This window comes from Mesorhizobium sp. M6A.T.Ce.TU.002.03.1.1, from assembly GCF_003997275.1.
Taxonomy (GTDB): domain Bacteria; phylum Pseudomonadota; class Alphaproteobacteria; order Rhizobiales; family Rhizobiaceae; genus Mesorhizobium; species Mesorhizobium mediterraneum.
Window position 1 is genome coordinate 15,807 of record NZ_RZTI01000012.1, and the last position, 17,922, is coordinate 33,728.

The window sequence follows — 17,922 nt, forward strand, 5'->3', positions numbered from 1 at the left end:
GGGCCGAAACTCCAATGTCCGCGGCAGTTTTCCAGTGGCGATTTTTGTGGTGATTTCAAAAGGATATCACCGATTGCGACGATATGGCCGAGGCGCATTTCGTGGCGACCGGCGCAAAGCTCATTGTCAGGCCAATTTTGCTTCACAACGCCGGAACGGCAGATGTGCTCGGCGCTTTATCACCTCGCTGCCGGAGCCGGTAGGCGCCAGGCGCCTCCCCCATCACGCGCCGGAAACGGCGGTTGAAGGTCGACAAATCGTTGAACCCCGCCTCGAAGGCGATCGTCGAGATCGCCTCGTCCGACATGCGCAGCCGCACCGCCGCCCTGTGCAGCCGGGTCTTCAGCAGGAACTGGTAGGGCGTCACGCCCGCCACGTGCCGGAAGCTGCGCAGAAAATGGTAGGGACTGGTCGCCGTCTCGCTTGCAAGCTCGGCAAGCGAGATCGGCCTTTCGGCGTCCTTTTCGATGCGCCGTACAGCCTCTGCGACACGTTTCTGGTCGCGGCGGCTCGGCACCCGGGCAGCAGGCGTGACGCCGGAGGCGACGGCCGCGCCGGCAATGCGCAGGGCGAGTTCCTCGAACGCGTCGATGTCGGCCATCTCGCGCGCGGCTTCCGCCTCGGCAAGCAGCGCTGCCAGCGCCGGCAAGGGCGGCAGGCGCGGCATCTTGAAATTCAGCTTCTTTGCATCCGGCATGCCGGCGACGATCTGTTCCATATAGGCCGGCTCGAAATGGAAGGAGAGGCAACGGTCGCCAGCGCCATGCTCGTGTCCGCATTCATAGCATGTGCCGGGGTTGCCGAGCAGAAGCGCGCCCGGCGCCAGCATCGCTGTTCCCTGTTGCGCTCGGTAGCGGAAGGTGCCGCTGGTCACCACGGCGACGCAGAACTTGCGATGCTCTTCCTCGAACGGGCGATCAGCGGCGCCGGCGGTGCAGACCACGTCCGACACCTGCCAGCCTCGCCCAGACGCCAGTGTATGCGCGCTTGTCGTCATGGCTTGAAAGATAGCAATTTTTCCCAAGCACAGAACCCTGCTGCCGCCTATTCTTCCCAATCTCCTGACAAGATGGGGCTCCTGACAAGATGGGGCTCCTGACAAGACGGGGCTCCTGCCAAGATGAGGTCGAAATCATGCTCAATTCATCTTCCTTTGCCGAAGCCCTGCACAGCGACGGGCCTGCGGGGGACCTTGCCGAAAAACTGAACCTTTACGGCCGCTTCGTCGGCGCCTGGACATTCGATGCCACGCGCCATCTCGAAGACGGCCAGGTGCTGACCGGGCGCGGCGAGGTGCATTTCGGCTGGGTGCTCGAGGGCCGCGCAATCCAGGACGTATGGATCCTGCCAGCACGCGACGCCGGCCCCTCGCCGTCGCTCGGCAAATGGACCTTCTATGGCACGACACTGCGCGTCTATGACCCCGGCGTCGACGCCTGGCACATCTTCTGGAGCGATCCGCGCACCCAATATTACAGCCGTCAGCTCGGCCGCGCCGAGGGCGACACCATCGTCCAGCAAGGCGCAGACGGCACCGGCGCCTCGGTGCGCTGGAGCTTTTCCCGCATTACCGAAAATTCGTTCCGCTGGCTGGGCGAACGCTCACAGAACGATGGCGCGACCTGGCGGCTCGAAGTCGAGTTCCTGGCGCGGCGCACGACTGGAAACTGACGGCCCAACGTATTGTAAAAAAGGAGAAAAAGATGCTGGATCATGTCTCGATCGGCGTCCGCGATACCGACGCCTCGAAGCGTTTTTATGATGCCGCGCTGAAGCCGCTTGGCTATACCTGTCTCAGCCAGTCGCCGGGCTCGCTCGGCTATGGTGCGGAGGCGGTGTCGCTGTGGGTGAACGAGGCTCAGCGCCCGGTTTCGGCCGACGGCGAGTCCGGCCTGCATTTCTGCTTTGCGGCGCCGACGCGGAGCAGCGTCGACGCTTTCCATGCGGGCGCCTTGCGTGCGGGCGGCAGTGACAATGGGGCACCTGGCCTGCGCGCCAGCTACGGCGAAGACTACTACGCCGCCTTTGTCATCGACCCGGACGGCTATCGCATCGAGGCCTATTGCGGAGCGGCCGGCTAGGCTCACCCTGCCTCATCAAGGTTGCCGAACTCCCGCTGCTCAAACGGTTTCCACTGACCCTGCTTTGCTCTACCAATGCCAAGATTGGGCAATGCCAAGATTGGGCAATGCCAAGATTGGGCAATGCCAATATTGGGGCAATGCCAGTATTCGGGCACGGCCCGGCGGGGAGGGTCAGAGATGCCGAGCTTCGACAGCCTGTTCAACGCCTTCGTCACCATTCTCGTGACCATCGATCCGCCTGGCCTGGCACCACTCTTCCTCGCGGTGACCCGCGGCATGAACCGCGAGGAGCGCAACCAGGTTTCCGTGCGCGCCTCGATCATCGGCTTCCTGGTGATGGCGCTGTTCGCAATCGCTGGCGCATCGATCCTGTCGGTGTTCGGCATCACGCTGCCGGCTTTCCGCGTCGCTGGCGGCTTTCTGCTGTTTTTCATCGCCTTCGAAATGGTGTTCGAGCGCAGGCAGGACCGCAAGGAGAAGATCGGCGATGTCGCCATCACCAAGGACATGATCCACAACATCGCCGCCTTCCCGCTGGCGATCCCGCTGATCGCCGGTCCGGGCGCGATTTCGGCGACCGTCCTGTTGTCCGGCTCATTTCCAGGTTTTGGCGCGCAGGCAGCCCTTGTCGGCATCATCGCGATCTGCCTTGTCATCACCTATCTGGTGTTCGTGCTGGCCGAGCGCATCGACCGCATCCTCGGCCAGACCGGCCGCTCCATCCTGACGCGGTTGCTCGGCGTCATCCTGGCGGCACTCGCCGTGCAGTTCGTCGCCGACGGCATCAAGGCGCTGATGGCGGCATGATGTCAGATACGGTAACCGACCCCAAGATCGTCGAGCTGGAACTCGCATTGTTGCGGGCGCCGACCCGCTATGACCCGGATTTTCTTGAAACCGTGCTCGACGACGGCATGATCGAGTTCGGAAAATCCGGCAATGAATATGGCAAGAGATCGATTCTGGCAGGGCTTCCTGCGTCGAAAGCCGAACCGGCACCGGATGATGAGCTGGAAATGACCGACGTCAGAACAGTTCAATTGGCGCCTGAGGTGGTGCTTTTGACTTACCGGCTAAGGCCCAAGAAAGAAAAAGCTATTCCATCACTGCGCAGTTCCATATGGAAACGCACCGATGGACACTGGCGATTGATATTCCATCAGGGAACCCGAGCCGCATCCCAAGAAACAAACGGCCCCTGAACGCCGGTCGTCATACGGGCTTCGTCGTCAAGCTCGCGCGACGACGCTATCCTACTTAGCCGTCGTGTCGATAACTTCGAAGTCGTGGGTGATCTCGGCGGTCTTGGCTATCATTGCCGAGGCCGAGCAGTATTTTTCGATCGAAAGATTGATCGCCCGCTTAACCTTGTCGGGCGAGAGTGCCCGGCCCTTGACGATGAAATGCATATGGATGCGCGTGAATACTCTGGGATCGACCTCCGCCCGGTCGGCGTCGAGTTCGACCACGCAGTCTTCGACCGCCTCCCGCCCCTTTTCGAGGATTTGGACGACATCATAGGCCGAGCAGCCGCCAGTGCCGAGCAGTACCAGTTCCATCGGGCTTGGCCCCGGCGTCTTGCCGTCCGGTCCGAACGCGGTCCCCAGCACCACCTTGTGACCGCTGCCGGACTCGCCGACGAAAGTGCGGTCCTCGACCCATTTGACCCGTGCTTTCACCTGATAAGTCCTTTCACCGCGCACTACTCAAACGCACAACGTCCCGAAAACCCCAGGAGAGATTTCGGGACGCCAAAGCGTGGCCTCAAGTAGCTAGCGTTGTGGCAGAGCCGCTCGCTCCGAGGGATCAGAACGGAATTTCGTCGTCCAGTTCGCGCGACGAACCGCCGCCACCACCGCCCTTGTTGCCGCCACCGCCGCCGCGATTGAAACTCTCGCCCGGGCCGGACTGCCCGAAATCGGAGCCGCGGCTGCTGCCGCCACCGGCGTAGCTACCGACCTGACCGCCCTCGCCCTGCCCGCGTGCGTCGAGCATCTGCAGCTCGCCGCGGAATTTTTGCAGCACGATTTCGGTGGTGTAGCGGTCATTGCCAGTCTGGTCCTGCCATTTGCGCGTCTGCAACTGGCCCTCGACATAAACCTTCGCACCCTTCTTCAGATACTGCTCGGCGACCTTGGCGAGTTGGTCGTTGAAGATGACGACGTTGTGCCACTCGGTCTTTTCCTTGCGCTCGCCGGACGTCTTGTCGCGCCAGCTTTCCGACGTGGCGATGCGGATGTTGACGACCGGCTCACCCGAATTCAAACGGCGGATTTCCGGGTCCGCCCCGAGATTGCCCACCAGAATGACCTTGTTGACGCTACCCGCCATGATACTTCTCCGCGCTCATCCGAAACAAAATTTCTGTCGCTCACCTTATAGGCTGCGGACAATCGCCGCCTGCCACGGCTGCCTTTTCCCACAAGGTTTTTGTTCTCTTTTCGTTCTAGGCTCATCGACCCCCAGTGTCAAGGAATGTCAGCAATCGATGGGGTTCGCCGCGCCATTTCATATGGGCGCGAAAAGATCGCTTGCCAAATCGATAAGTGTAGACTTATGCTTCTATCATGATCGAAGCAGAGATTTTTCGAGCGCTTTCCGACCCGACGCGCCGCGCCGTCTACGAACGGCTCGCCGCCGGCGAGATGACCGTATCGGAACTGCGCAGCGGCATGACCGTGTCGCAACCGGCCGTGTCGCAGCATCTCGCGGTGCTGCGCGGCGCCGGCCTGGTGGTCGAGCGGCGAGCCGGCCGCCACGCCTATTATCGCGCCGATCCGCAAGGGCTTGACCCTCTGCTCGGCTGGGTCGAGCGCTACCGTGCGTTCTGGCCCGAGCGTATCGAACGGCTCAAGGCGGTTTTGAAGGATATGGATCAATGACGCCAAAACAGCATTCGGACGCGACGGACTCGATCGAGTTCGAGTGCGAGCTTCCAGACCCGCCAGAAAAAGTGTGGCGGGCGCTGACGGTGCCGGACCTGCTCGCGGCCTGGATGATGCCGAACGACATCAAGCCCGAGATCGGCAGCCGCTTTGCCTTTGCCAAGCCGGACGCACCGATCGAGTGCGAAGTCCTCGACGCCGAGCCTGAACGCCTGCTGCGCTACTCCTGGCGGGAGCGGCCGGAGCCTGGCAATGCAGCGGATCCGCTCGCCGGCCCGCTGGATAGCCCAATGGATAGCATTGTCACCTTCACGCTCGACCGCACCGTGTCGGGCGGCACGCATCTGCGCATCGTCCACGATGGATTTGCGCGGGTAGCTACATCTGCGGTTGCGATGGTGGGCGGCGGTTGCCGGCTTTCGCTCAACGCACACAGCACCAAACAGACAATTGCCGCAAACACGCCTCGCCTGTTCCTGCGCGCGGCCTGAGCCACACAACGGAGAAAAGCGATGAGCGGTTTTGCCAATTTGGTGCCAATGGTGATCGAGCAGTCGAGCCGCGGCGAACGCGCCTTCGACATTTTTTCGCGGCTGCTGCGAGAGCGCATCGTCTTCATCAACGGCCCGATCGACGACAATGTGTCGGCACTGGTCTGTGCTCAGCTCCTGTCGCTGGAATCCGACAATCCCGACAAGGAGATATCCCTCTACATCAATTCGCCGGGCGGCGTGGTGACCAGCGGCTTCGCCATCTACGACACGATGCAGTATATCCGCAGCCCGGTATCCACCGTCTGCATGGGTTTTGCCGCCTCGATGGCCTCGTTCCTGCTGATGGCGGGCACGCCGGGACGGCGCATCGCGCTGCCCAACACCAGCATCGTGCTGCACCAGCCGCTGGGTGGCTTTCAGGGTCAGGCTTCCGATATCCAGCGTCACGCCGAAGGCATCCTGCGCACCAAGAAGCGCATGACCGAACTCTATGCGCATCACTGCGGCCGCACTTACGAGGAGGTCGAACGCACGCTCGACCGCGATTATTTCATGACCGCCGCGGAGGCAAAGACATGGGGCCTTGTCGATCATGTTTTCGATACGCGCAAGCAGGCGGCGTGAAGGGGTAGCCGAACCACCATGTGAGACAACAGCCAAGCCGTTCGGCAAGTTTGATCGCCACCGGTCTGGCTTCGGGCCATGTGCGGCGATATGGTCGTTCGATGGTCGATAAAGATTCACGCATGCGTTTGAACAGGCTTGTCGTCGGCATCGCTGCCGCGGCGATGACATCCAGCACGGCGTTCGCCGAAGACAATTCAACGCCTTCGCACAAAGGCACGCTGCCCGGCGTGGCCGACGACTATCGCATCGCCAAGCCGGCTCCCGAGCCCGACGATGCCGTGCCCGGCAACGGTAACGGCCAATTCAAGATCGGCGATACCGATGTCAGGATTTCCGGCAGCTTAACCTTCGATGTCAGCGCCGGCTCGATCAAGCCCTCCCGGCGATAGGCCATCTGCCTTCATCGCTGCCACAAGGGCAGCCCGTGCGCTTGCGGTCATCTGAAACGAATAGCCCCGCCGTTGCTTCAGCAAAACGGTCGGGGCTTTCTTGGATTTAAAATCCAACTTGCCGGGAATATACTGCCGGCGTTCGATTTCGGATGCTTCGCGGTGTTCAGCCGCTGATCCGACTAGTGGTCTCTGATTTTTATAAGGATCGACAGGTCACGGTTTGTCGGGCGGCGCAAACGCCTGGCCCTGGCACTTATGCCTGCCGCGGCTCCACCGACACGTGGAACCTCAAGGGACTGTCCGGTGGAGTCATTCCTTCTGCTCTCCTCTTCTGTCCATCGCGACCAGTGTCGTCCGAAGCACATATCGCAAAAGCCTGCGACGTCTAGCAGGCCACCTTGGGGTGGCGAGGCCATCGAAAGACGGCCGGCTTCGGTGACGTTTGGGAGTCTGACTCCCTGAGGCTGAGACGTCAACAGTTGGATAGCCGATTACAAAAAATGTGATCGCTTATACGGCAAATCCGAAATCCGCTGCAGTTTTGAGCAGCGCGGCATCGGCCGTGCTGCGTTCGTGAGCTAGCAAACGCGTGGAACTTTAAATCCATCATGATACGGCGGTTTGTGAAGCTGGTTTCATGGACGCTTTTGTCAGGAGCGTGTTCGGTCTTTGTTCTTTGCGCTTGCTCGCCCGCGCGAAAGACGGTTAAAGGCTTTGGTCGAGAGTTGTGGCGTCTCTCGAAAAGGTGACGAAATTACCTACATAGGGGATGGCCGGGACAACCCGCCATCCCATGAGATTCCAGATCTGAGGCGGCGACCGGCGATGGCCGACCATAAATATCTTTCCATTCGCGGGGCGCGCGAACACAATCTGAAGAATGTCGATCTCGACCTGCCGCGTGACAGCCTGATCGTCATGACCGGCCTGTCGGGATCCGGCAAGTCGTCGCTCGCCTTCGACACCATCTATGCCGAGGGCCAGCGCCGCTACGTCGAGAGCCTGTCAGCCTATGCCAGGCAATTCCTCGAAATGATGCAGAAGCCTGATGTCGACCAGATCGACGGTCTGTCGCCGGCCATCTCAATCGAGCAGAAGACCACGTCGAAGAACCCGCGCTCGACGGTCGGCACCGTCACCGAGATCTACGACTACATGCGGCTGTTGTTCGCGCGCGTCGGCATTCCCTATTCGCCGGCCACCGGCCTGCCGATCGAGAGCCAGACGGTGTCGCAAATGGTCGACCGCGTGCTGGCGGTCGAGGAAGGCACGCGCCTGTTCATCCTGGCGCCGATGGTGCGTGGCCGCAAAGGCGAGTACCGCAAGGAACTGCTGGAGCTGCAGAAAAAGGGCTTCCAGCGCGTCAAGGTCGACGGTGTCTTTTACGAAATCGCCGACGTGCCGGCGCTGGACAAAAAATACAAGCATGACCTCGACGTCGTCGTCGATCGCATCGTCGTGCGCGGCGACCTAGCGACGCGGCTTGCGGATTCCATCGAAACCGCGCTGAAGCTCGCCGACGGGCTGGCGGTGGCCGAATTCGCCGACCGGCCGCTCGATGCCAGCCAGACCGGCGAGGATTCGGTCAACAAGTCGAAGAACGAGACGCATGAGCGCATCCTGTTCTCGGAAAAGTTCGCTTGTCCGGTATCCGGCTTCACCATTCCCGAGATCGAGCCCAGGCTGTTCTCCTTCAACAACCCGTTCGGCGCCTGCCCGACTTGCGATGGCCTCGGCAGCCAGCGTGCGATCGACGCCAGCCTGATCGTGCCCGACGACAATCTGTCCCTGCGTGCCGGCGCCGTCAGCCCGTGGGCGAAATCGACCTCGCCCTATTACGTGCAGACGCTCGAGGCGCTGGGCAAGGCGTATGGCTTCAAGCTCGGCGACAAGTTCAGGGATCTGACCGAAGAGGCAAAGCAAGCCATCCTGCATGGCACCGGCGAGCGCGAGGTCACCTTCCAGTACGATGACGGCCTGCGCTCCTACAAGACGACCAAGACCTTCGAAGGTGTCATTCCCAATCTCGAACGGCGCTGGAAGGAGACCGACTCCGCCTGGATGCGCGAGGAGATCGAGCGCTTCATGTCGGCCACGCCTTGCCCGGCCTGTCGCGGCTACCGGCTGAAGCCGGAATCGCTTGCGGTGAAGATCGCCGGAAAGCACATCGGCGAGATCACCGAGCTGTCGATCCGCAAGGCCGACCATTGGTTCACCGAGCTACCCGCCTCGCTCAGCGACAAGCAGAACGAGATCGCGGTGCGCGTGCTCAAGGAGATCCGCGAGCGGCTGCGCTTCCTCAACGATGTCGGGCTCGACTATCTGACACTGTCGCGCAATTCCGGCACGCTGTCGGGCGGCGAGAGCCAGCGCATTCGGCTGGCCTCGCAGATCGGCTCCGGCCTTACCGGCGTGCTCTACGTGCTGGACGAGCCGTCAATCGGCCTGCATCAGCGCGACAATGCGCGCCTGCTCGATACGTTGAAGCATCTGCGCGACATCGGCAACACGGTGATCGTCGTCGAGCATGACGAGGACGCCATCCTGCATGCCGACTATGTCGTCGATATCGGCCCGGCCGCCGGCATCCATGGCGGCCACATCATCGCGCAGGGAACACCGCAGCAGATCATGGCAAGCCCTGCCTCGATCACCGGCAAATATTTGTCCGGCGAGCTCGAAGTGGCGACGCCGGCCGTGCGGCGCGAGGCCAAGAAGAGCCGGCGCCTGAAGATTGTCGGCGCACGTGGCAACAATCTGAAGAACGTCACCGCCGAAATCCCGCTCGGCACCTTCACCGCCGTCACCGGCGTCTCCGGCGGCGGCAAATCGACCTTCCTGATCGAGACCCTGTTCAAGGCGGCGTCTCGCCGCATCATGGGCTCGCGCGAGCATCCGGCCGAGCACGACCGCATCGAGGGCCTCGAATTCCTCGACAAGGTCATCGATATCGACCAATCGCCGATCGGACGGACGCCGCGCTCCAACCCTGCCACCTACACCGGCGCCTTCACGCCGATCCGCGACTGGTTTGCCGGCCTGCCGGAGTCCAAGGCGCGTGGCTATCAGCCCGGCCGCTTCTCGTTCAACGTCAAGGGCGGCCGCTGCGAGGCCTGCCAGGGCGACGGTGTCATCAAGATCGAGATGCACTTCCTGCCCGACGTCTACGTCACCTGCGACGTCTGCCACGGCAAGCGCTATAACAGAGAGACGCTCGACGTCTTGTTCAAGGGCAAGTCGATTGCCGACGTGCTCGACATGACGGTCGAGGAAGGCGTCGACTTCTTCGCCGCAGTACCCGGCGTGCGCGACAAGCTGGAGACGCTGAAACAGGTCGGCCTCGGCTACATCCATGTCGGCCAGCAGGCGACGACCTTGTCGGGCGGCGAGGCGCAGCGCATCAAGCTCGCCAAGGAGCTGTCGCGCAAGGCGACCGGCAAGACGCTCTACATCCTCGACGAGCCGACCACCGGCCTGCATTTCCACGACGTCGCCAAGCTGCTCGAAGTGCTGCACGAGCTGGTCGACCAGGGCAACACGGTGGTCGTCATCGAGCACAATCTCGAAGTGATCAAGACCGCCGACTGGGTGCTCGATCTAGGCCCCGAAGGCGGCGACGGCGGTGGCGAGCTGGTGGCCTCCGGCACGCCGGAGGACATCGTCCGCGAGAAGCGCAGCTACACCGGCCAGTTCCTGCGGGAATTGCTGGAACGGCGCCCCGGAGGCAAGCGCGAAGCGGCGGAGTGAATGAGGACTGGCTGGCGGCGTTTGGAAGAACCTTCAAATGAAGATCAGAAGAGCGCTTGCCGGTGATCTTGATGCTGTCGTCCAGCTGACCACCGCCGCCTACGCGCCCTACACTGCGTTGCTGGGCGCGCCGCCGATCCCGGTGACAGAGGACTATGCGCCGCGGATCCAGCGCGATGAGGCCTGGCTGCTGGAAAGCGGCGGCGAGCCGGCCGGACTGATTGTCCTCGAACGCCACCCAGATCACACGATGATCTTCTCCGTCGCCGTCTGCCCTGCCTTTCAGGGCAAGGGCTTTGGCATCGCGCTGCTCAACTTCGCGGACGAGCAGACACGGGCGTGGAGGTTGCCCGAGGTGCGGCTCTATACAAACGCGAAGATGGAGCGGAACATCGCGCTCTACAAAGAGTATGGCTTTCACGAAACGGGTCGTCGGCCCAATCCATACCGGCCAGGATGGACGATCGTCGACATGGCGAAGACTGTCGAGACGATCGCTACGGCCTGATCCATTTCAAACTCGGGAGGACGACAATGACCCAATCAGGAAAAATCCGCGCCGGCATGGGCGGCTGGACCTTCGAGCCGTGGGACACGTCCTTCTATCCGGACAAGCTGTCCAAGGCGAAGCAACTGCACTACGCAACTCGGCAGGTGCCGAGCATCGAGGTCAACGGCACCTATTATTCGAGCTTCAAGGAGCCGACCTTCGTCAAATGGGCTGGTGAGGCGCCGGACGGCTTCGTCTACTCGCTGAAAGGCAACCGCTTCGTCACCAACCGCCGCGTGCTCGGCGAGGCCGGCGAGTCCATGATGCGCTTCCTGGGGTCGGGCGTCGCCGCGCTGGGCGACAAGCTCGGCCCGATCCTGTGGCAGTTCGCGCCAACCAAAAAATTCGACCCGGACGATTTCGAAGCCTTCCTCAAGCTTTTGCCGGAAAAGCAGGACGGCGTGGCCCTGCGCCATGCGGTGGAGGTGCGCAACGACAGCTTCATCGTGCCGGAATTCGCCGCACTGGGGCGCAAATACAAGGTCGCGATCGTCTACGCCGACCACGCCAAATATCCTGGGATCGCCGATGTCACCGGCGATTTCATCTATGCCCGGTTGCAGACCGGCAGCGACGACAATCCCGACTGCTACACGCCAAAGGCGCTCGACGAATGGGCGGCGCGCGCAAAAACCTGGGCGGGAGGCAAGGTGCCGGCCGACCTGCCGCGCGCCGATCCGTCGACCGACGCACCGGTAAAGCCGCGCGATGTGTTCGTCTACTTCATCACCGAAGGCAAGGTCCGTGCGCCCTTCGGCGCGATGGCGCTGATGAAACGCGTCACAGGCTGACGGCCTCGAATTGTGACATCTTCATCACCTTCGTAACCTTATCGATACCTCCTTGCTGCATGAATCCGCGGAGCTAGGGCAGCCGCGGGTTAGGGCATGTCGCTCGACTACCACTCACTTCTGCTGGCCGTCGGTTTTTCCGCCGCCTGCCTGAGCCTGACGTTGTTCGGCATCTGGCTGACTGCACGAACGGAAAAGTTCCTGCTGACATGGGCGATCAGCGCCTTGTTGGTCGTCGGCGATGTTTTTATCTACAAGGATTATATCGAGACGCCCGGACGCATCCTCGGCATCGCGACGTTCGCGCTGCTCCTGGTTGGGTTCTCGACCATGCTGGGTGCCGCCTACCAGTTCAGGTCAGGCCGATCGCCGATCCCGCTGACGGTTCTCGGCAGCTGCATCTCGCTTGCCCTGGCGCTGCCGCCGATGGCGCTCGGATATGACGGGCTCGGCTTCATGTTCGAAAATCTCCTTGCCGCCCTGCTTCTGTTTGCAACGGCCTATCAGTACTGGATCGGGCGCGCCGAAGCCCCAGTCCCGATCATCGGCCTCTCCGTGCTCTACTCGACCACCGGCGTTTCCTTTGTGCTGTGCGCCGTGGCTCTTGCGTGGGATGGGAAGCTTGTCCTCGGACATGCGCCGAGCAACTGGGCCGAAGATCTGAGCCTCGTCATTGTCATCGCCAGCATGACCGGCATCGGTGCCCTTTCGCTGGCGCTCAACCAGGGCCGTCTGGCCCGACATCACCGTTTGGATGCGCTGACCGATCCGCTGACCGGCCTGCTCAATCGCCGCGCCCTGTTCGATCTCAATGGCAGCGCCCCAATTGGGGCCTTCACGGCGGTGGTCGTGTTCGACCTCGACGGCTTCAAGGCCATCAATGACGAATTCGGCCACGCCACGGGCGATCAGGTGCTGAAGGTGTTCGCCAAGGAACTCGTCGAGAACCTTCGCCCGACCGATGTCGCCGCGCGCATGGGCGGAGAGGAATTCGCGCTGGTTCTGAAGCGCACCCTGCCCGAAACGGTGGAATTCACCGCCGAGCGTATACGCACCGCCTTCGCCGCGCGTGTCATCGAGACCGAAACCCGTCACCTGACATGCACGGTCAGCGCCGGATACGCTTTCGGCAGCAAGGACGGCATGAGCTTCGACGAAGTGCTCAGCGCCGCCGACAAGGCGCTCTATGCTGCCAAGCGCGGCGGTCGCAACCGCGTCGAGGCTTCGACATTCCGACGCGCGAGCTAGCCGCTTGGCGGCGCGGGCAGCCGCCCCTCCGCCAGCTCTTATGCCGCCATGACGACCTCGTTGTAGGCATCGAGATCGACGTAGAAGACCTTGGTGATCTCGGCAATCAGCTCGTCGTGGTCATATCCCTGCGATTTCAGAATGTTGATGGCGGTCATGATGTCAACGCGCTCGGTGAGCCGTCGTTTCTGGTAGTCCTCGACATAACGTTCCATCGGCTGTCCCGGGCCCAAGTGCCCCAAAATGCATTGAACAACGATCAGATCGCAGGGAGAAGGTTGCTTGCATGGAACATGCCAGATGAGCCCGCGCCTCACCTTGATCTGTCAACGAGACTGATACGGAAAGCGGCCGACTCAACAAGGCCAAGTAAAGCCTAGCATGCAATCTTCGGCGCGCTAGAGTTGCAAACGATGTGATTGAAGAAAGTCTCGTAGGCCTTTGTGATTTCGCCATCCTTGGGCGCAGCGACGCGAAGCGGAGCGAAGACCCCAAGGATCCATGCCGTGACTTCAGAGCATCGCCACGCACAGAATCCAGGATAGGGCGCGCCGGAAAAACGGCTTCTGTTCTTGACCGCTGCATTCTTTGACCGACGGCGCGGCATGGATCCTGGGGTCTGCGCCGCGTCGCTTCGCTCCTTGCTTCGCCCCAGGATGACGAAGGGAGGGATGGTTCGGCTAATTCTAGAGGTTTGCGATACTAAACGGTCAGGAATTTCCTGACGTCCGCGCGGTCGAGATCCTCGGCCGGGCCGGTGTGGACGATCAGGCCGCGGTCCATGATGTTGACCTCGTCCGCCAGTTCACGGCAGAAATCGAGGTACTGTTCGACCAGCAGCACAGCGATGCCTGCCTGGTCGCGCAGATAGCGGATGGCGCGGCCGATATCCTTGATGATCGACGGCTGGATGCCTTCGGTCGGCTCGTCGAGCACCAGCAGCTTCGGCCGCATCACCAGCGCCCTGCCGATGGCAAGCTGCTGCTGCTGGCCGCCGGAAAGATCACCGCCCCGGCGGCCGAGCATCTGCTTCAGCACCGGGAACAATTCGAAGATGTGGCCGGGAATGTTGCGATCGGCGCGCTTCAACGGCGCAAAGCCCGATTCGAGGTTTTCCCGCACGGTGAGCAGCGGGAAGATCTCCCTGCCCTGCGGCACAAATGCGATGCCCGACCGGGCGCGATCATACGCCGCGCTCCGGTCGAGCGCCTTCCCCTCGAAGGCAACACTTCCGCTCGTCAGCCGGTGGTGGCCGACGATCGATCTCATCAAACTGGTTTTGCCGACGCCGTTGCGGCCGAGCACGCAGGTGATCTTGCCCGCGCCGGCCTTCAGCGAGACGCCGCGCAGTGCCTGGGCGGCGCCATAGTGGAGCGTGGCGTTGGAGACTTCGAGCATGGTCAGCGCCTTCTCCAACGCCTGAAGAACGAAAGGTCGAAATGATGAAACGGAACGCGCCAGACCATGATCATCTCCCCAGATAGACTTCGACGACACGCTCGTCGGCCGAGACGAAATCGAGCGAGCCTTCGGACAAGACCGAGCCTTCGTGCAGGCAGGTGACCTTGACGCCGAGCTCGCGCACGAAATGCATGTCGTGCTCGACGACGATGACCGAATGGTCGCGCGCAATATCCTTGAGCAGCCGCGCGGTCTCCTCGGTCTCGGCATCGGTCATGCCGGCGACCGGTTCGTCGACCAGCAGCAGCTTCGGATCCTGCGCCAGCAGCATGCCGATCTCCAGCCATTGCTTTTGTCCGTGGCTGAGATTGGCTGCGATTTCGTCGCGTTTGTCGCCGAGCCGGATGATGCCGAGGATGTCGTCGATCTGCCGCACTTCCGCGGCCGACCGGCGATGGAACAGTGCCGGGAAGATCGAGCGCGGGCCTTTCAGCGCCAGCATCAGATTCTCCTCGATCGTGTGGCTTTCGAAGACGGTCGGCTTCTGGAATTTCCTGCCGATGCCCATCATGGCGATCTCGGCCTCGTCATGTTTCGTCAGGTCGACCTCGCCGTCGAAATAAACCTCGCCCGCGTCGGGCCGCGTCTTGCCGGTGACGATGTCCATCATCGTGGTCTTGCCGGCGCCGTTGGGGCCGATGATCGCGCGCATCTCGCCCTTGTCGAGCACCAGCGACAGATTATTGATGGCGCGAAAGCCGTCGAAGGAAACTGAGACGCCGTCGAGATAGAGGATGGTGTTGCTCTTCGACATCGCTCACTCCGCCGGCTGCGGTTCGGGGCTGGATCCAGACCAGTCGCCAGGCGTTCTCGCGGCACCGCGAACGACCTTCGGCGGCGCCGGGACGTCAGGATCGGTGCCGGCTTCCTCGGCGATGGATGCCGCGCGCAGCGCCTTGGCATTGCCGCGCCAGGAATCCCACATGCCGATAATGCCCTTGGGCAGGAACAGCGTGACGGCGACAAACAGTCCGCACAGCGCAAACAGCCAGAACTCCGGCAGCACGCCGGTGAACCAGGATTTTCCGGCATTGACCACGAGCGCGCCGATGATCGGCCCGACGATGGTGCCGCGCCCGCCGACGGCCGCCCATACCACGACCTCGATCGAATTGGACGGTTCGAACTCGCCCGGATTGATGATGCCGACCTGCGGCACGTAGAGCGCACCGGCAATGCCGGCCATGACAGCTGACACGGTGAAGGCGAACAGTTTGACGTTCTCCGCCCGCCAGCCGAGAAAGCGCGTGCGGCTCTCGGCGTCGCGCACCGCCATCAGCAGCTTGCCGTATTTTGAACCGACGATTGCCCAGGTGACGTAGACGGCGAGCGCGAGCGTGACGGCGCTGGCCGCGAACAATGCCGAGCGTGTTGCATCGGCCTGCACGTTGAAGCCCAGAATATCCTTGAAATCGGTCAGGCCGTTGTTGCCGCCGAAACCCATGTCGTTGCGGAAAAACGCAAGCAGCAGCGCATAGGTCATCGCCTGGGTGATGATCGACAGATAGACGCCGGTGACGCGGCTGCGGAAGGCGAACCAGCCGAAGACGAAGGCGAGCAGGCCGGGCACCGCAAGCACCATGATCGCGGCAAACCAGAAATGGTCGAAACCGTACCAGAACCATGGCAATTCCTTGTAGTTCAGGAACACCATGAAATCCGGCAGCAGCGGATTGCCGTAAACGCCGCGCGAGCCGATCTGGCGCATCAGATACATGCCCATCGCATAGCCGCCGAGCGCGAAGAAGGCGCCGTGGCCGAGCGAGAGGATGCCGCAATAGCCCCAGACGAGATCGAGCGCCAAGGCGAGCAGCGCGTAGCAGAGATATTTCCCGGTAAGCGCGACGATATAGGACGGCACGTAGAACGCACTTGTCGGCGAGACCGCAAGATTGAGCAGCGGCACGACGATGGCGACCGTCAGCAGGATGAAGATCGTGATGGCGATGCGGCGGTCGGCGCCAGCAGCGAAGAAGCGTCCCGTGATCATGCTTCCACCGATCTGCCCTTCAGCGCGAACAGGCCGCGCGGGCGTTTCTGGATGAACAGGATGATGAGGACCAGGACGACGATCTTGCCAAGGACTGCACCGGCATATGGTTCGAGGAACTTGTTGACGATGCCGAGCGAGAAGGCACCGACCAGCGTGCCCCAGAGATTGCCGACGCCGCCGAAGACGACGACCATGAAGCTGTCGATGATGTAGCCGCGGCCGAGATTGGGCGAGACATTGTCGATCTGGCTGAGCGCGACGCCGGCAATGCCAGCTATGCCGGACCCCAATGCAAAGGTCAGCGCGTCGACCCATGGCGTCCTGATCCCCATCGATGCGGCCATGCGGCGGTTGGCGGTGACGGCGCGCATCTGCAGGCCCCAGGGCGTGCGCTTCATCACATAGAGCAGCACCGCGAACACGCCGAGCGCGAATACCAGTATCCAGAGCCGGTTCCAGGTCACGGCAAGCTGACCGATATCGAACGAACCGGACATCCACGACGGGTTGCCGACCTCCTGGTTCGTCGGCCCGAAGATGGTGCGCACGGCCTGCTGCAGGATCAGCGAGACGCCCCATGTCGCCAGCAGCGTCTCCAGCGGCCGGCCGTAGAGGAAACGGATGACGCCGCGCTCGATGGCAAGGCCGACGAGCGCCGCGACGAGGAAGGCGAGCGGCAGTGCGATGGCCAGCGACCAGTCGAACAGGCCGGGAAAGGAATTGCGGATCACTTCCTGCACGACAAAGGTCGTGTAGGCGCCGAGCATGACCATCTCGCCATGCGCCATGTTGATGACGCCCATGACGCCGAAGGTGATGGCAAGGCCAATCGCTGCCAGCAGCAGCACCGACCCCAGCGAAATGCCGTACCAGATGTTCTGGCCAGCATCCCACAGCGCCAGCGTCGAATTGATGTTGGCGATCGCCGCCGTCGCCGCGTCCTTGACCGCGCCCTCGGAATTGGCCTCGACGGAGGTGAGCAGGGACAGCGCGTCGCGGTCGCCGCGCGCGCCGATCAGGGCGATCGCCGCCAGCTTGTCGGCCTCCGGCCTGTCCGACACCAGAACGGATGCGGCGCGGGCCTGTTCGAGCAGCGCTTTGACGCTTGCCACGGTTTCGCTGGCGATTGCGGCATCGAGTGGCTCGATGTTTGTGGCATCGGGTGTCTTGAACATGGTGTCGGCGGCAGCGATGCGCGCAGCCGGGTCTTTCGCGCCGAGCGTCAGCGTGCCCAAAGCATCGCGGACGGCGCGGCGCAGCGTATTGTTGACCTTGATCTTGGTGATCTCGCCCTTGGCCGCATCGCCGGACTTTTCACCGCTCAGCGGGTCGAGCAGCTCAACGCTACCGCCACCTTCCTTACCGATGAAAACCTGCGAATCGGTCTTGCGGACGTAAAGATCGCCCTCCGCAAGCGCGCCAAGCGGGCGCTCGACGGCGGTATCACCGGTGGCCGCGAGCTCGCGCACGACAGCTTCGATCGCCGAAAAATTCGAGGCAGTGGCGAATTTGGCGATGATGGCGCGCAGATCCGCTTCGGCAGCATTCGACGGCGACAGCATCCCCAGGAGGAGCAGCAGCGTCAGCCCAATTGCGCGGATGAAGGTCATCGGTTTCTGGAGGCTCTCGAAGGGTTGAAATTCGCGTCCG

General features: G+C 62.3%; 20 protein-coding genes. 12 read left to right on the top strand and 8 right to left on the bottom strand.

Annotated elements, in window-relative coordinates; all coding sequences use genetic code 11:
* Positions 1–142: 142 nt before the first annotated feature.
* Positions 143–997 (bottom strand): AraC family transcriptional regulator, encoded by an 855-nt coding sequence (locus EOC93_RS05985; protein ID WP_127204116.1) that lies wholly within the window; start codon positions 995–997, stop codon positions 143–145.
* 137 nt (positions 998–1,134) lie between these two features.
* Here EOC93_RS05985 and EOC93_RS05990 point away from each other — a divergent pair, with 137 nt between their 5' ends.
* From EOC93_RS05990 to EOC93_RS06005, 4 genes are all read left to right on the top strand, one after another.
* On the top strand, positions 1,135–1,671 hold the full coding sequence (locus EOC93_RS05990; protein WP_127204117.1) for a hypothetical protein: 537 nt from the start codon (positions 1,135–1,137) through the stop codon (positions 1,669–1,671).
* A 32-nt stretch (positions 1,672–1,703) separates the two neighbouring features.
* On the top strand, positions 1,704–2,081 hold the full coding sequence (locus EOC93_RS05995) for a VOC family protein (RefSeq protein WP_127204118.1): 378 nt from the start codon (positions 1,704–1,706) through the stop codon (positions 2,079–2,081).
* Between the two features lie 180 nt (positions 2,082–2,261).
* Positions 2,262–2,891, top strand: a complete 630-nt coding sequence (locus tag EOC93_RS06000) for a MarC family protein (RefSeq protein ID WP_029352879.1) — start codon at positions 2,262–2,264, stop codon at positions 2,889–2,891.
* Positions 2,888–3,286: a DUF4440 domain-containing protein gene (locus tag EOC93_RS06005; RefSeq protein ID WP_245461379.1), complete on the top strand. Its 399-nt coding sequence runs from the start codon at positions 2,888–2,890 to the stop codon at positions 3,284–3,286. Before EOC93_RS06000 ends, EOC93_RS06005 begins: the two co-directional genes overlap by 4 nt.
* A 51-nt stretch (positions 3,287–3,337) precedes the next feature.
* Here EOC93_RS06005 and EOC93_RS06010 read toward each other — a convergent pair whose 3' ends face one another.
* Positions 3,338–3,763, bottom strand: coding sequence for an OsmC family protein (locus EOC93_RS06010; protein ID WP_127204119.1), 426 nt, complete (start codon positions 3,761–3,763; stop codon positions 3,338–3,340).
* Between the two features lie 127 nt (positions 3,764–3,890).
* On the bottom strand, positions 3,891–4,415 hold the full coding sequence (ssb, locus tag EOC93_RS06015; RefSeq protein WP_127204120.1) for a single-stranded DNA-binding protein: 525 nt from the start codon (positions 4,413–4,415) through the stop codon (positions 3,891–3,893).
* A gap of 236 nt (positions 4,416–4,651) precedes the next feature.
* On the opposite strand from ssb, the gene EOC93_RS06020 reads away from it, so the two are divergent.
* The 8 genes from EOC93_RS06020 to EOC93_RS06055 all read left to right on the top strand — a co-directional run bounded on the left by EOC93_RS06020 (position 4,652) and on the right by EOC93_RS06055 (position 12,818).
* Complete coding sequence (locus EOC93_RS06020) at positions 4,652–4,966, top strand: metalloregulator ArsR/SmtB family transcription factor (RefSeq protein WP_095485306.1); 315 nt, start codon at positions 4,652–4,654, stop codon at positions 4,964–4,966.
* On the top strand, positions 4,963–5,460 hold the full coding sequence (locus EOC93_RS06025) for an SRPBCC domain-containing protein (protein ID WP_095485307.1): 498 nt from the start codon (positions 4,963–4,965) through the stop codon (positions 5,458–5,460). Before EOC93_RS06020 ends, EOC93_RS06025 begins: the two co-directional genes overlap by 4 nt.
* A gap of 21 nt (positions 5,461–5,481) precedes the next feature.
* A complete protein-coding gene (locus EOC93_RS06030; protein ID WP_095485308.1) occupies positions 5,482–6,087 on the top strand; it encodes an ATP-dependent Clp protease proteolytic subunit in 606 nt (201 codons plus the stop codon).
* A gap of 122 nt (positions 6,088–6,209) precedes the next feature.
* Entirely contained in the window at positions 6,210–6,479 is a 270-nt protein-coding gene (locus tag EOC93_RS06035) for a hypothetical protein (protein WP_095485571.1), read from the top strand.
* A gap of 828 nt (positions 6,480–7,307) precedes the next feature.
* Positions 7,308–10,229, top strand: coding sequence for an excinuclease ABC subunit UvrA (gene uvrA, locus EOC93_RS06040; protein ID WP_127204121.1), 2,922 nt, complete (start codon positions 7,308–7,310; stop codon positions 10,227–10,229).
* Between the two features lie 37 nt (positions 10,230–10,266).
* A complete protein-coding gene (locus EOC93_RS06045; RefSeq protein ID WP_127204122.1) occupies positions 10,267–10,737 on the top strand; it encodes a GNAT family N-acetyltransferase in 471 nt (156 codons plus the stop codon).
* Between the two features lie 26 nt (positions 10,738–10,763).
* Positions 10,764–11,570: a DUF72 domain-containing protein gene (locus tag EOC93_RS06050; RefSeq protein ID WP_127204123.1), complete on the top strand. Its 807-nt coding sequence runs from the start codon at positions 10,764–10,766 to the stop codon at positions 11,568–11,570.
* Positions 11,571–11,666: 96 nt separating this feature from the next.
* Entirely contained in the window at positions 11,667–12,818 is a 1,152-nt protein-coding gene (locus EOC93_RS06055) for a GGDEF domain-containing protein (protein WP_127204124.1), read from the top strand.
* Between the two features lie 38 nt (positions 12,819–12,856).
* Here EOC93_RS06055 and EOC93_RS06060 read toward each other — a convergent pair whose 3' ends face one another.
* The 5 genes from EOC93_RS06060 to urtB form a co-directional block, all read right to left on the bottom strand.
* Positions 12,857–13,033, bottom strand: coding sequence for a hypothetical protein (locus EOC93_RS06060; RefSeq protein ID WP_095485313.1), 177 nt, complete (start codon positions 13,031–13,033; stop codon positions 12,857–12,859).
* A 487-nt stretch (positions 13,034–13,520) separates the two neighbouring features.
* A complete protein-coding gene (gene urtE / locus EOC93_RS06065; protein ID WP_095485572.1) occupies positions 13,521–14,216 on the bottom strand; it encodes an urea ABC transporter ATP-binding subunit UrtE in 696 nt (231 codons plus the stop codon).
* Positions 14,217–14,286: 70 nt separating this feature from the next.
* A complete protein-coding gene (urtD, locus tag EOC93_RS06070) occupies positions 14,287–15,033 on the bottom strand; it encodes an urea ABC transporter ATP-binding protein UrtD (RefSeq protein WP_095485315.1) in 747 nt (248 codons plus the stop codon).
* A 3-nt stretch (positions 15,034–15,036) separates the two neighbouring features.
* Positions 15,037–16,269 (bottom strand): urea ABC transporter permease subunit UrtC, encoded by a 1,233-nt coding sequence (urtC, locus tag EOC93_RS06075; protein WP_127204125.1) that lies wholly within the window; start codon positions 16,267–16,269, stop codon positions 15,037–15,039.
* Positions 16,266–17,882 carry an urea ABC transporter permease subunit UrtB gene (urtB, locus tag EOC93_RS06080; protein ID WP_127204126.1) on the bottom strand — a complete coding sequence of 539 codons (1,617 nt, stop codon included), beginning with the start codon at positions 17,880–17,882 and terminating at the stop codon, positions 16,266–16,268. The genes urtC and urtB overlap by 4 nt, the downstream gene beginning before the upstream one ends.
* Positions 17,883–17,922 lie beyond the last annotated feature (40 nt).